Raw genomic sequence first — 16096 nt, forward strand, 5'->3', positions numbered from 1 at the left:
GCCGCCGGATCAGTGACTTGGTTCGCTGGGTTTTGGCGCCCGCAGTGAGGACAGGAACGCTAACACACGATCTTTGTCTGCTCGCGAGAGATCGTAGTATCGATTCCGAGCCGCGGCCGCCTCACCACCATGCCACAACACCGCCTCTTCGAGCGTTTCGGCGCGTCCGTCGTGAAGATAGGGTGCACTGTCGGCAACACCCCAAAGCGGCGGAGTCCGCCATTCACGCTGCAGCGTGTCCCAGTAAATCGTGTCGGTTTCGGGCATATCCCCGCGAGGAAACTGCGGCTGTTCGGGTTCATCGATCGGGTAGGGCTTGGGCATCCGTGCGACAATCTCGCCCGACCCATAAGCCGATTGAGCCGACGACATTGTCGGACCACGCTCACCAAACGAAACCGATTTCATCAATTGCGCCTTGGTATCAAAACCCAGCGGTGCAGAAAGCGGCGACTGCAACTCAGCTCCCATATCATGCAACAACAAGTCGCTAAAGATGCCCGAAACGGGACGCACGTCGGCGACGTGGCAATCGATGCAGCCGATCCTGCCAAACAACCGCTCGCCATCACGCACATCATCGAAGCTGTGTTCGGGCTGCGGCAATTCGGTCGGACGTGGAAGCGACCTCACAAAGCGTTCTAACTTTCTGACTTCATCCAGCGACATATCCCGGCCTGTATTCATGTAGTCCAGGTCGGCTGGATCGCCGGCTTGCGTCGCGGTGACAAACGAAGCCATCATCATCGATTCGATTGTAATTTTCGTACGTTCAGACTCGTCTACAGAACGGTCCCGACTCACGGCCCCCAGGCGATCGCTTCGTGATGCCCGAGCACCGCCTGGGGTCAGCCCCAATTCACCGACGCAGGCCTGAGTAATGAATTGATTCAGAGAACCGACTTGGCCACGCCAGCCGAATTTGCCAACGAATCGCCCTGTGATTGCTCCGTTAGATTTTTCCGATTGCCGTTTTGCAAGGGCCATGATCCGTTCCACTGCAATCGAATCGATCGCTCCGGCGCCAAACAAGGCGGGCGAGTTCAGTTGGCTGAGATAAAAGTCAACGCTGTCGTGGCGGCCAGCAACAACCGGCTGTGCCGCGATAGCGGCAATCGTTCGCTGGTTCGGATCAAACCACGTGTTTTCGATCCCGCCTGGAACGTACGACGCCAACCTGTCTCGAATCAACGAATAGCCAGGTCGAGTCGAACGGTCGTGCACGACGGTGCTAAAGGTCACCGCGCCGCGGGGCCCGAGCAATGCTGGGAAGACTTCGAACAGTCGTTTTCCGCCGTGCTTCTTATCGGTCAATACGCTCGAACGAGGATCGACCGTGATCAGCGTGATGTTATGTTGAACGCCGGCGGCACCCCCATTTTTGTGGCACGCGGCACACGAGGTCGCATTGTGCAGCGGCCCAAGTCCGTCTCCGTCGACTCGCTTGGTCTGGGCGATCGCCGTGTCAGACGTCTTTGCGGGTTGCCATTCGTGCTCGAACAACTGCTGGCCGGTAAAGCCAATCCGTGCCTCAATCGCAGATTCCTGCGCCGCCGCGACACCCGGAACCCCGAACCCAATCAGCACGACTGCAACACATGAAGTCGCAAATTTCCGGTATGACGTCTGCATCGCCTCGTCTCCCTTTGAAGGATCGCTCGCCCCGCCCACCACGGTTATGACACCTCCAAAGACAAACTGCAAACTTTTTATTGAATTCGCTCTTACTTTTTCATCATTGCCGAGATCAGTAACCCCACGGCGCAAGGAGACGGATCCCCGGGGCTAGTCTATCGCAGTGAGGGGTTTGGGCTAACGGGGTGGAGGACTCTTTCGTAGCTATTTTCGCCATCCGGTGGTGATTCCTATCGGCCGACAAACAACCACGTTCTGGCGAACATAGCGAAAAAAAAGGAGCCGCTCGCGTCCACGCGTTACCGCCGAATCGGGTAACCGATGGCGGCCTCCGACGCCGTGAAAATCATTTTAACCCGCAAAACCCCGTTGATACGCGTTAGTGTCTTTATCAGACACGCTGATTTTTGCGGAGCGATTGTTTGTCCGTTTTCGCTGACAAAAAGCGGGCTATTTGATTACACTCTACGCGGCGGATCTTATCAATTTGAACTGACACTTATTCACGGTTCTAGCGATGCGCCCATGAGGTGTCTCGGCAAGCGAACCGACGGAGCCGACACACCCGTGGCAATACACGTTGGCATAGAACACTACACTCGCTATCTGTACGACCGGCCGATTCGGATGTCACCGCATCTGATCCGGCTGCGTCCCGCGCCGCACGCGCGGACGCCCATCCACGACTATCAGCTGAAGATCGAACCGGCCGAACACCATCTGCATTGGCAACAAGACCCGTTCGGCAATCAGATTGCCCGCATCATCTTTCCCGAACCGGTGACCGAATTTGTCGTCGACGTCCAATTGGTCGCCGAGATGACGGTGATCAATCCGTTCGATTTTTTCGTCGAAGACTACGCGGAAAAGTTCCCCTTCGATTACGAACCGCTGCAACATCACGAGCTAGCCCCCTATTTCGAACTGACCGATAACGGACCGCTATTGGCCGATTGGATCGCGGGGATCGATCTGACACCTCGTCGCTGTGTCGATTTCCTGGTCTACATCAATTCCAAGCTGCAGGCCGATATTGGTTACAACATTCGCATGGAGGTCGGGATCCAGACGTGCGAAGAAACGCTAAAGATGCGGACCGGCTCTTGCCGTGACACCGCTTGGTTACTGGTCCAGATCCTTCGCCATATCGGTTTGGCCGCTCGCTTTGTTTCCGGCTACCTGGTTCAGTTGACCCCAGACGAAAAGTCGCTCGATGGACCGTCCGGCACCGATCATGACTTTACCGACCTGCATGCATGGACCGAGGTCTATATCCCTGGTGCCGGTTGGATTGGCTTGGACCCAACCTCGGGGCTGTTTGCCGGCGAAGGCCATATCCCGTTGGCATGCACCCCCGATCCCGTCTCCGCTGCTCCTGTCACCGGAGCATCCGACAAGTGTGAGGTCACGTTCGAATTTCGCAACGTGGTCACTCGTGTCCACGAGGATCCTCGCGTCACCAAACCATACACCGACGATCAGTGGGAATCGATTTGCACGTTGGGACGGCAAGTTGACAAAGAGCTGAACGAGCTTGACGTCCGATTGACGATGGGTGGTGAACCGACGTTCGTCTCGATCGACGACATGGACGGAGCCCAGTGGAACACCGAAGCACTCGGGGTTCATAAACGCGAGCGAGCCGGTGTGCTGTTGAAGCGTTTAAAAGACTCCTTCGCCCACGGTGCCTTGTTGCATTACGGTGAGGGAAAATGGTACCCCGGCGAACCCTTGCCTCGCTGGGCACTCGGGTGTTTTTGGCGAAACGATGGGATCCCGTTGTGGCGGGATGAACGCTTGATCGCCGACGAAACCCGCCCCACCAACGTAACCGTCCACGACGCCGAACGTTTTGGCCAAGTCGTGGCAAGCAAAATGGGAATCGATTCGCGTTTCTTGATCGCTGCACGCGAAGATTGGCTGTACTACCTGTGGCGGGAAAGTCAGCAGCAGGTCGGAGCGGACAACATTGTCATCCCGTGGGCACGCCAATATCGCGACGACCTTAGCCTCGCCCTTGCTCGCGGATTGGACAAGGCGATTGGTTACGCGTTGCCGATGCGTTACGACTGGTCTCGCGATCGCTGGCGATCGGGCACATGGACCTTTCCACGTGGCGAGATGTTCTTAATGCCCGGCGGATCCCCGATGGGATTGCGACTGCCGCTCGGTCAATTGCCATGGGCCATCGAAGAGCTCGTTGAATACGACTACATCGCTCCGTCCATCGAACCACCGCAACACGACGGCGGCATTGGAACCGCCACCGCTCCGCCGGCAGCCGACGCGAAACCCGAAACCGTTCGGGCCTACTTCAAACAAATGATGGAGGTGCCGTACACGGCGTTGTGTATCGAACCGCGAAATGGCCACCTGTACGTGTTCATGCCGCGACTAGAAAATTTCGACCATTTCGCTGAGTTGCTCGCAGCAATCGAAGACACTGCTGCCGAATTGCAATTGCCGGTGTTGATCGAAGGCTATGAGCCCCCCGATTCGCCGCAACTTGATTCGCTAAAGGTCACGCCCGACCCTGGCGTTATCGAAGTCAACATTCAACCGGCCGACAATTGGGACGATCTGCAGCAGAACACCGTCACCTTGTATGAACAAGCACGGCTGTCACGGCTTGCGACCGAAAAATTCATGCTGGATGGTCGTCACACCGGCACCGGCGGCGGCAACCATGTCACGCTGGGCGCCGAACAACCAAGCGACAGTCCGTTTCTGCGGCGTCCCGACCTGTTGCGGTCATTGATCACCTATTGGCAACATCATCCATCGTTGTCGTACCTGTTTTCCGGATTGTTCATCGGGCCGACGTCTCAGGCGCCTCGAATTGACGAACGAGGCAACCATTTACTCGATGAACTCGAAGTCAGTTTGGGCGAAATCGAAACCGGGGTTTCCCCGATCGAACTGGACTACAGTCTGCGAAGCTTCCTCGCCGATTTGACTGGCAACACGCATCGTGCCGAATTTTGTATCGACAAACTCTATCCCGCCGATCGTCCTAAGGGGCGTTTGGGTTTGCTCGAGTTTCGTGCGTTTGAAATGCCGCCGCACTCGCAAATGAGTCTGGCGCAAATGTTACTGCTGCGAGCATTGATCGCCAAATTTTGGCGGAAACCGTATCGACATCGATTGGTCCGCTGGGGAACGGCGTTGCATGACCGATTCATGTTGCCACACTACGTTCGCAGTGATTTTCAATCGGTAATGCAAGAGCTTGCCGAGGACGGATATCCGTTTGAATTGGGATGGTACGAACCGTTTTTCGAGTTCCGATTCCCCGTTTACGGCCGCGTCCAATACGGTGGCGTCGAACTCGAGTTGCGAATGGCACTTGAACCGTGGCTGGTGCTGGACGAAGAGGACGGGGCTCAGCGTCAAGCTCGCGTCGTCGACTCGGCCGTGGAACGTTTAGAGATCATTTGCCGCGGGCTCGATCCGAAACGCTATCGCGTCACCTGCAACCGACGCAGTTTACCACTGCATGAAACCGGGGCGGCCAACGAATACGTCGCTGGCGTGCGGTTCAAAGCGTGGAAGGCGGCCTTCGGACTGCATCCGACCATCGACATGCACGCTCCGTTGGTGTTCGACGTGTTCGACATCCAACTCGGGCGTTCGATTGGCGGTTGCGTTTACCACGTCTCACACCCCGGCGGATTGGGTTACGAAACCTTTCCTGTCAACGCATTTGAAGCGGAAGCTCGGCGGATGTCCCGCTTCTGGTCCTGGGGCCACAGTGCGGGCGACCCACCACGACCGAAATGGGTCGATCAATTGAAAGACTACTACGCCGAGCTGCCGCCACTTGGGCATCGCGATCCGGCCTCCAAAATTAATTCTGATTATCCGCACACCTTAGACCTGCGCCGCGAATACAAATCATGAGCATGCGTGTTGCCCTTAGCCATCATCTGAGCTTCGTCTTCCATCGTCAATTGAATCCGACAACGCTGTGGTTGCGTCTGCGTCCTGCGCCGCATACCACGGCGAAAATCGAGGCGTACTCGATCAAAGTTCACGCGGACCCCGTCTGGTTAACTTGGGCTCGAGATCCGTTTGAAAACCATCTCGGCCGTCTGGATCTACCGAAACCGTTTAGCAGCGTCGGGTTTGATGTTGAATTCATTGCCGATTTGGTCCCCTTCAATCCGTTTGGATTCTTTGTCGAACCGTTTGCAAATGACTATCCGTTTGCTTACCCCGAGCAACTTCGCAAAGAGCTGATCCCATATTTGCATCCCGAACCACACGGAGACGCGTTCGCTGGTTGGCTAGCCGGACTCGACCGTTCGCCGCGTTATCTGGTTGAGTATTTAACGCTGATCAATAACGTCGTGCACGACCGATTGAGCGTCGATTGGTCTTCGGGCTCGAAACCGAATGGTCTGGACGCCGTCATCGAAAACGGGGGTGGATCGCCGCAAGACTTGGCCTGGGTTTTAACGCAAAGCCTGCGTTCGCTTGGATTGGCAGCACGTTTTACTTCGGGGTACCTGATCACGTTGACGACCGACAGCGAAGGAAACGTCAGCGACGATGACAGTACCGATACCGCGCGTGTTCATGCATGGAGTGAGGTGTTTGTTCCCGGCGCCGGTTGGATCGGCTTGGACCCAAGCCTGGGGATTTTTACAGCCGAATATCATGTTCCGCTAGCCAGCACGCCGGATCGTTTTCGCACGGTGCCGTTGGTAGGGATCCAAGCACCCTTGGTCGCCAGTTCGAAGGACCAACTGACACTGCGGCGATTAAAACCAACCGTTCCAAATAAACTACTTAGCCAAACCCACTGGCACGACATCGCCGCGACAGGCCGCTACGTCGATGACCAATTGTCCAAGCAACAGATTGCATTGTGCAGCAGTGCGGAAGTCAACTTTATCCGCGATCCATCGATGGCATCCGACGCGTCAATCGCCGGTCGCGATGATCGCGAGCTCGCAGAATTGTTGCTGGCCCGCTTGCGGACGCAGTGGGGATCCGGCGGCGCCGTCCACATCGGCCAAGGCGAACATTATCGCGGCGAGAGCAGTGCGCGGTGGCGGATGAGCTGCTGTTACCGCAGCGATGGACATCCGTTGTGGCGGGACGTGAACCCGCTGCCTCGTGGCACCGAATCACCACGTGAAGTCACCGCCGACGATGCGAATCAGTTTGCCACTGCGCTGGCGTCCGGATTGACCGTCAACCCCGATTACGTCATCCCCGCGTACGAGGATCGACTGCACCAACTGTGGACCGACCCTTCACAATTGCCCCTCGTTCCGGAGACCGACGAACTTACGGATCCCCTCCGGCGGCAACGCTTGGCGCAGCGGCTTTCAACGCCTCAATCGGCCCCAACCGGCTACGTCTTGCCCCTGCGTTGGCATCCAATCCGAAACCTCTGGTCCAGTGGCACTTGGGAATTTCGCCGTTCGAAGCTTTATTTACTGCCAGGCGATTTTTCGATGGGATTCCGGTTGCCGCTGGGCAGTTTGTCCAAACATGCGACCGAAGCCGATGAGATTGCCAACGAGCCAAGTCAGTTCGAGGAAAAGGATTTATTGCCGCAAATTTATGGCGAAACCAGCGCCCGGCAAACCGTCTTCTCACCCCCTAGTGACCGCTCGGAGGAGCTTGACAGTGAGAAAAACGGTCGCGCACCGCGAACCGCATTGTGCGTCCAAGCACGCGACAACGCGATTCACGTCTTCTTGCCGCCGATCCATCATGTCGAACACTACGTCGAATTGGTTGCCGTCATCCACGCAGTTGCTCAGCAATTGCAGCTACCCGTGGTGCTGGAGGGCTACGATCCACCGCAAGACCCTCGATTGTTGCGATTTGTCATTGAACCTGATCGCAACCGACTGCGGTTGGTCCTTCCTGCCGCATCCAATTGGCAACAACAATCGGAACTGTACGAGACCGCGTTCGCCGAAGCAAAAGCTGTCGGTTTGGTTGCCGAGAGCGGATTGGCCGAGGATACCGAGGACGTCGCTCATCTGGATGAATTGAATGAGGAAAAGGTCCAACGCGCCAGCAGCAACACCGCGCTGACACTCGGCGGCCCCACGCCCGCGACCAGCCCGTTCTTAAATCACCCTCCGCTACTGCGTTCGTTGATTAGCTATTGGCTAAACCATCCTTGTTTGTCTTACCTGTTTTCAGGGACGCAGATCGGCCCGAGCGGCAATGCGCCGCGTCCTGATGAAGGCCGAGACGACGCGTTGTACGAACTGGGCATCGCACTCGAGCGCATTCCCGTTGCAGATTCACCTCACTTGTGGTTGCCCGACCGACTGCTACGTCATCTGCTGGCGGATGCTTCGGGCAACATGCACCGCGCCGAAATTCGCGTCGATACGCTGTATGCTCCTGAGCGTCAGAGTCGTCGACTCGGTCAGATCATTCTGCAAAGTTTCGCGATGGCGCCGATCTCAAAACTTGCCTCACTGCAGGCGCTGCTGGTGCGTGCTCTGGTGGCTCATTTTCATCAACGTCCGTACACCGAACCCTTGGTCCGTTGGGAAAGCCAGCTGCATGATCGGTTCATGTTACCGCAAGTCCTCTGGGACGATTTTTCGCAGGTGATTCGCGACCTGAACGAATCCGGGTTGCCGTTACAACAGGAATGGTTCCGATCGATCTTCGAGCTGAACTTTCCGCGACTTGGACGTGTGCAACTCGGTGACATCACGCTCGAACTGCGACGGGCGCACGAACCATGGCCACTGTTGGCCGAAGAGGTTACCGGGGCCGGCATCGCTCGCTTCATTGACGTCGCCAATGAACGACTGCAAGTGCGATTGAGTGGCGTTGTTCCGGACCGCTATGTATTGGCTTGCAACCGAGAATCAGTGCCACTGAAACGAGGCACGACCGAGGGCGAATATGTTGCCGGCGTTCGCTACAAGGTGACCCAGCCCCCATCGACGCTGCACCCCACGATTGCTCCCGTGAACAAGTTGGTTTTCGACTTGATTGACACATGGACCGGCAAATCGATCGGCGGCTGCACCTATTATCCTGCGGCCCCACATACCTGGACCGCAGGACCAATGGGAACGCCCACGCCAGTTCAACTTCCGGGCACCGAGCCGACGGTTCCCCCGGTCCCCGAAGCTCGATCACCGGTTCGCGTCTCCGGTCGATTCGAAGGAAGCGGCAGCGGCGAATGCGACTTCTCGATGCCAACGCATCGCCTGGACCGCCGCTTTCCCTACCTGTTGGATTTGACCAAAGTCGCAGTCGAAAACGGCATGGTGGTGCAAAGCGACGTCCGCGTCGTCTAGACGACGAAGATGGCCTGTCTTTCGATTTAGCGTTCACAATCGGTCTCCTGGCGTCTGACAAACCCTCGCTCGGTTTCCCGCTGGGACAGCGCTGCGTTTTCGATTTCGAAAATCGCTCGCTCGAACGTGTGTGGGTCACCTTCGCATGAAGGAGACTGATGACGTCATCGTAACCGCCCCCGCCCCGGAGGCGGACACGTTGAATCGCGTTGGCGTGGCCCTCAATGCGGCGAGCATCTCTACAATTTCCGGCGCAGCGACTAGCACCCCGTTCGCACAGTACACAAGCGACGGCGGCGTGCTACGATGGACGCAACGTCGGTGATCGTCATCGCGTAACACCAAACGTTTTCCGCTGCACTCGCGGGAGCACCGCGATTGAACCGGATTCAATTCTCCACCGCGACTTTGCTGCTCTTGACGCTGCTGTTCGCGATCTCGCTAGCACTATCGCGGTTCGATTCGCTATGGATCCCAATCGCGTTTCCGTTTTCGGTCGGTCCGATCGTCGCTTTTCGCGTAACGCAGGCGAAATCGGCTTTCGCGATCGGGATACTGTCGTCGATTTACTGGACGCTGGTTGGCATCATCCCGTTTGTCATTTGTAGCGGAATTGGCATTTGCCTGGTTTCAATGATTGACGAGCGGTTGTTGACGCGGACACTGCTTGTTACCTGGACGATCACTTATTTCCTTGCCGTATCGATCATAGGCGGATACATTGGCGGTGTCGTTGCTCGACCTGATTGAGCGGCGCCGACGACTCTGCAGACTGTCCCAAAATCGGCTACCGGAATCGTTTGGCGGCACGCGTCATCAGATTGTCACCATAGCGAAATCAAAACGTCCTAATCACCACTCACTTCGTTGGAGGGCGGACATGCTGCGACTCTCACTGCTTATCGTCGTTCTACTGCTGAATCCTGCGTTTGGCGAGGACGGCGAAATCCGTTCTGATGCCGAGTCGACGGTTCCGAAAGCGAACGCACCGCAGGTTGCCCCGACATCCTTTCCCTTCTTCGCTCCTCTCTCGGCGTCCGAGGCGCGGTTCGTTGGCCAGTGGCAGCAAACCATTCTACCGACCAACGAACCAGGACCGGTGTGCGAATTTGCATCCGACCGCACGTTTCGTTCCGACTCGGGGCTTGCAGGACGGTGGTGGGTCCGTGACGAACAACTGCATATTCAGTATTGGACCGACAAGCAGTCAGTTTTACCGTTCGCCGACCTTTTGCGGGGCTGGCAAGCTGAAAAGCATACCTGGAACACCACGTTTAACGACGAGGGAGACCGCGTTGAACTGGCGCTGCCAAACAAAACGTTAGAGGCCGTGCTCACGCGTATAAGTGATGAGGCGAAACGCAGCATCGCTGACCCGCCATCAACTCCCGCCGATCAAACACGCGACGAATAACAGAACCTCCCCTTGCTAGCGACCATTGTCTGCTTCGAATCTTTCTGTCGCACCAATCTTTCTGTCCTTAACTCCGGCATGAGCATTTTCTCACGCAGGAACAATACGGCTGCAGATCCAGTGAATTGACATTCTGCTAGGTACCCTACGAAAATCCCGTTCGTTAAACGCTGTCTAGTATTGGGTAGACAGAAAAATGGGTGCGACAGAAAGATAAGAGCACTTGGCCCAACGGCGACTCAATCGCAAACAATCGTTCCGTCTGCAACGCTGCACCGTACGTCGTCTAATTTTTTTCTCCTCCTGCGTGCGAAGCTTTGGGGAAGGAAAAATAGAAGTTGCAGTTAGTAGCGACCATTTTCCTGCCCAACCACAGGTTGCCGGGATCCCATCAGCCATCAAATCACGTGTTTGCACCGACTGCGATTCCCACATTCCCTGCAACCAAGAAACTTTCTGTCGCACCAATCTTTCTGTCCTTATCTCCCGCATGAGCATTTTCTCACGCAGGAACAATACGGCTGCAGATCCAGTGAATTAACTTTCTGCTAGGTACCCTACGAACATCCCGTTTGTTAAACGCTGTCTGGTATTGGGTAGACAGAAAAATTGGTGCGACAGAAAGATAAGAGCACTTGGCCCAACGGCGACTTGTCATCAAACCTTCTTTCTCCTCCCGCGTGCGAAGCGTTTCGCAACAAACAACAAAGTTACATTTAATAGCGAACATTTTCCTGCCCCTCTCATCTTCCTGCCCAACCGTAGGTTGCCGGGATACCATCAGCCATCAAGTCGCGTGTTTGCAGCGACTGCGATTCCCACATTCCCTGAAACCAGGAATTTTTCTGTCACACCAATCTTCCTGTCCTTATTTCCCGCATGACCATTTTCTCACGCAGGAACAATACGGCTCTAGAACCAGCGAATTGACTTTCTGCTAGGTACCCTACGAAAATCCCGTTCGTTAAACGCTGTCTGGTATTGGGTAGACAGAAAACACGGTTGCGACGGAACGAGGAGCGTCCCTAGTGCACATTCGTCGGGCTACATATTGCCGCGGTTTTCGAGTCTCTGCTCACGATCGCGATTGCTAAGCAGACTTTCACGCGTGGGCATCGCTACGAACCTGATTGCATCAAGATCGAACGTTGAGAGCCGATGGATGGACGGTCGATAGCGTTTCCCAGTTGCATCGCGACACACCTTTATTAACGCCGCTTCTTTCGTCGATAAATCTCTGCGGTTCGATCAACTCGCATCCAAACCGAAGCATCTATCACAGCAAACCATGCACAGCAAACCATGTCTATCGACCGGCGCACTTGACCAACTATGCGTGGACCATCACAGGAATCCGCACGCACATCCCGGCGTTACATGATAACGCATCCGCAATTCGACAACGTGCAAGTAGCAAACTTTTCCTCAGTCCACTGGACCTGGGTGCAAAACAAGCCCATGCACTCACAAAAAAATTTTTCCAAAACTTGATCCCGATCTAGTGTATAGACCTCTTTTTTTCGCGTCAGCGATCCGTTCCAATTTCTTGTAATCTTCTAAGCATCGTTGCCGACAAGCAATCTTCCAGTGGGTCAAAGCCACTTAGATTGCAAAGACCAATTCGGTAGATGTGCTGAATGTCATCGACCAAGTGGCTATTCAGCAGGCGATTCTTACTTTTCCTTTTTCAGCGTCCCTTTTTCAGGAACAGGCGATGGCGGCAACCCAATCAGTAACAAAGCGGACAAGCAATAGGCGAGCAACCAAGCGGAACCGACGTTGTTTGAACAAACGACTGCGAATGGAAACACTTGAGCAACGCCGACTGCTTGCAGCCGACACGGGACTCACAGGAATTGTTTTTAGCGACGTAAACCAAAACGGCAAACAAGAATCCAGTGAGGTATCGGTCGCGGATACAACCGTGTATTTAGACCTCAACGACAACGGCATGCTCGACAACGCCGAGCCATCGACCACCACCGACGAGTATGGCCAGTACGCGTTCGATGACCTGGATCCTGGAACCTACGTCGTACGTCAAGCACTGCCCCAGGGAGTTGATCAAACGGCTCCACACGATCAAGAAGCCTTTTTGTATGCGTTTGATCGCGCCACCAATCCTGATCAAATCCTGCGACTTGATCCCACCACCGGAAGCCTGTTGTCGACAATCCCTTCGCCCGTCAACTTGGGTGCCAACTACATCGGAATGGCGTTCGACGGCACCTCGCTCTTCATCGCCGATGCACAGACCGACACGCTCTATGAAGTGGATCCCAATACAGGAAGTCTAATTGACTCGGATTATCTAGGCCTCAATATCGACGGAGTCGCGGCGTTAAACGACAAGGTCTACCTTTCCGATCCCACCTTGGACAGAATTTTCGAATTTGACCCGGTCACTGACACCATTACGAACGAGTATTCCGTTTCCGATGGAACAACAACATTCAATCTGGTCGGCGGTTTAGATGCGTTTGAGAACCCAGATCAATTAGTCGCGACCACGGGATCGAATCGCCTCGTCTTTTTTGATCCGGAAACGGGTGCCGTGCAAGACATTTTTGCTCACGGTGGTGAAACCGATATCGCTGCGGCGGTTGTCGGGCAACACCTTCATCTGACCTACGATGGTCCGGAATACTATGGAGCGGTCATTTTCGATCGGAGCGGAGCGTACATCGACTCGTACGTCATCAACAACGGCAACAACAACCTGACCGTGCGTGCTTTGGCGGGCAAGCTTGTCGTCGAGACCTCGCATCGCGTGCAACTCGCCGCAGGGGAAACGGCAACCGGACTTGATTTCGGCCTTTTCGATACTCGGGGTGAAATCGCAGGCAAGCAGTTTATCGATCGTGACGGCAACGGACAATGGGATGCTGGTGAACTTCCAAACAGCGGTGTTACGGTCTACTTGGATCTGAATGACAATGGCGAGCATGACGATGGCGAGCCGACTCAGGTCACGGGTGATGACGGCGAATACGTATTTCAGGACCTATTGCCGGGGAACTACGTCGTTCGCGAAATTCCGCCGGAGCGTTTTGAGCAAACATCGCCGAACAACGAATCAGGGATACTGTTTGGCATTCGCCACGGTGTTAGTCCCGACGAGATCTTTCGCATTGACCCAATCGACGGATCGGTTATCAGTCAAATGAGTCCCGCGTACGACGTCACAATCTTCCGAGTCGGGCTGGCTTTTGATGGCAAGTCGTTGTTTGTCGTTGACGCCAATACCGACACCGTCGTCGAAATCGATCCCGAGACGGGAGCCGAACTCGACCGCGACTCGATTGGTCCCGGCGACTATGACGGAATCGCGTCACTTCGCGGTTTGCTCTACATCTCGGATTACGATGCCGACGATATCAAGATCTTTGATCCGGTCAGCGATACAGTGATCGGCACGCTGGACATCGATGGCCTGAACAATGGAAAAAATATCGTCGGTGGCCTCGGGGCAATCCAAAACCCCGATGCATTGGTAGCCACGACAGGATCGAACGACGTGATCTTCATTGATCCCGTTACCGGCGTGATCGTTTCGCAATTTACGCACAACGGCCAGAATGATCAGGGGGTCGCCGTGCTTGGTGACCAGATTCTGCTGTCGTACACGAGCGCGCTTACCGGCATTGTTGCGTTTGATCGCAGTGGAGCGTTCAAGCGATCATTTCTGACTAACTATCCCTACTACGGGTTGGCTGGCAAAAACGTCAGCGACTCGGCACATCGCGTCTCACTAGGCGTTGCAGACACAATCGCCGGACTCAATTTTGGGAATCTGCCTCTGAACAAGATCCCGGTCCCGGACGCTGGGGGACCATACGTGATTGACGAAGGCGACGGCGTAACGCTAGACGCATCGGCGTCCACTGATGGCGACAATGACGATTTGACCTATCGCTGGGATCTCGATCTCGATGGTGAATTTGACGACGCAATCGGAGTCAGCCCGACCATCGACGCTGAGCAACTTGCCGCCTTCGGCATCGCCGACGACGGAGATTATGACATCGCCGTGTTGGTCGACGACGGTTTCGACACCAGCGTTACGGGGTCGACCATTACCATCCAAAACGTTGCGCCGATGTTGACTGTCGAAACGAACGTCGGTTTGGGAACACGGGCAGAGAAGGCAACGGTGGATGACTCACTTACGATTCGTGGTAGTTTCACCGACGTGGGAATCCTCGACACGCATACAGTCGTCATCGATTGGGGCGAAATCGACGACGCGGCTTCCAACGCAGATGATGACCGGACAGTACTGACGTTCGCACCCGGTCAATCCAATGCGTTCGCGGCTGATCATCAGTACGCTACCGGGGGCATTTTTACGATCACGGTCACGGTAACCGACGATGACGGTGACGCTGCGACCAAGATGGCATCCGAATTATGGGTCAGCGGCGTTCGTGTCGATCCGAATACAGGCGAGCTGCAGATTATCGGCACGAGTGGCAAAGACAAAATCACGGCGCGGATGACCGGCGGTAGCGATGGCGGGTCCGACGGCGGATTGGATGCCCCCAATGTTCAAGTGGTCGCGAAGCTGAAACACGGTGGATCTGATGGGGGCAGTGACGGAGGGTCTGATGGAGACGCCGACGTTTACAACTTCCATCCAGACGCTATCCGAACGGTTCGCATCGTTCTTGATGACGGTGACGACCACGCCGATCTCGGAGGGTCCGATGGCGACGACGATGCATGGTATGAATCATCCGTTATCGAGGGTGACGGTGGTAAAGATCGGCTGACCGGCGGTCGTGGAAACGATCTCTTGATCGGCGGCGACGGCGACGACCAACTTAGCGGCGGCGATGGATTGGACTTGTTGATCGGTGGGCTGGGCAAGGACAAACTGAAAGGTGGCGATGGCGACGATCTCCTTGTCGGCGGCTCTGTCGCCAATGCAGGTAACCATGCCGCGTTGGATGCCGCCATGGCCGACTGGATCAGCGGCGATCTGGCGTCCGCCCTAATCGATCTAGGCGAGTTGACGGACGACCTCGAAAAAGATGATTTGAAGGGAGAAGATGGAGTGGATCATCTGATCGATGGTGCCGGAGACAAGCCAAAGCAATAAAGCTGCCGCATTAGTCGGCCCTTCGAAGCATTCCAATTCGTGCCAAGTCGATCTTGACCAAGTCAAGGTGATGGACGGTGCGGATGCAGGAACGCCGGAGCGCATTTAGCGCATCCAGGGACGCAGCACTTTTATCGGGCATCGCATCCAGGGACGCAGCACACTTTCATGGGGGACGCAGTACTTCCATGGGGCGGTGCGGCACACCCCTGCGGGAGCATGCCCGATAATCTGACGAGATTGGACGAATCAACGAACGCTAAACTTGAAGCGATTTGCTAGCAGCCAAGTGAGCGACCCCACGTATGGGCGGATTGCATTAAGCCTGAAAACAAGCTCTGTCCCTTCCTGAAACGTCAGTCGGATACCATCCCCAAATAGGCTCTGTCCCTGATTAGTTACTGCGATACCCAGAGTCCCCGCATCCAAGCATTTTTCTGTCGCACCAATCTTTCTGTCGTCACTGCTGAGTCCAGGGATGCCGTGCTGAGTCCATGAGTCCAGGCATGAGTCCAGGAACGCAGCACTTTTACGGGGCAACGCTGCCCCCCCCCTTTTTTCGGGGCATGCCCGATAATCCGACGATATTGGACGGTTCAACAAACAAACACGAAGCGATTTGCTAGCGGCCATGCGAGCGCCCCCACGTATGGA

6 protein-coding genes are annotated in these 16096 nt (G+C 55.5%); 5 read left to right on the forward strand and 1 reads right to left on the reverse strand.

All coding sequences use genetic code 11. The features are described 5' to 3' along the window. Positions 1 to 9: 9 nt before the first annotated feature. Positions 10 to 1632 (reverse strand): di-heme oxidoredictase family protein, encoded by a 1623-nt coding sequence (locus ABEA92_RS20685; protein ID WP_345685760.1) that lies wholly within the window; start codon positions 1630 to 1632, stop codon positions 10 to 12. Between the two features lie 570 nt (positions 1633 to 2202). On the opposite strand from ABEA92_RS20685, the gene ABEA92_RS20690 reads away from it, so the two are divergent. From ABEA92_RS20690 to ABEA92_RS20710, 5 genes are all read left to right on the forward strand, one after another. Continuing rightward, positions 2203 to 5535, forward strand: a complete 3333-nt coding sequence (locus tag ABEA92_RS20690; protein ID WP_345685761.1) for a transglutaminase family protein — start codon at positions 2203 to 2205, stop codon at positions 5533 to 5535. Then, positions 5532 to 8927: a transglutaminase family protein gene (locus ABEA92_RS20695; RefSeq protein WP_345685762.1), complete on the forward strand. Its 3396-nt coding sequence runs from the start codon at positions 5532 to 5534 to the stop codon at positions 8925 to 8927. Before ABEA92_RS20690 ends, ABEA92_RS20695 begins: the two co-directional genes overlap by 4 nt. Before the next feature lie 378 nt (positions 8928 to 9305). Then, positions 9306 to 9677, forward strand: coding sequence for a hypothetical protein (locus tag ABEA92_RS20700; RefSeq protein ID WP_345685763.1), 372 nt, complete (start codon positions 9306 to 9308; stop codon positions 9675 to 9677). A gap of 130 nt (positions 9678 to 9807) precedes the next feature. Then, positions 9808 to 10341: a hypothetical protein gene (locus ABEA92_RS20705; RefSeq protein ID WP_345685764.1), complete on the forward strand. Its 534-nt coding sequence runs from the start codon at positions 9808 to 9810 to the stop codon at positions 10339 to 10341. Between the two features lie 1783 nt (positions 10342 to 12124). After that, complete coding sequence (locus ABEA92_RS20710) at positions 12125 to 15442, forward strand: SdrD B-like domain-containing protein (RefSeq protein ID WP_345685765.1); 3318 nt, start codon at positions 12125 to 12127, stop codon at positions 15440 to 15442. The last annotated feature ends 654 nt before the right edge of the window (positions 15443 to 16096 follow it).

This window comes from Novipirellula caenicola, assembly GCF_039545035.1.
Classification (GTDB): Bacteria; Planctomycetota; Planctomycetia; order Pirellulales; family Pirellulaceae; genus Novipirellula; species Novipirellula caenicola.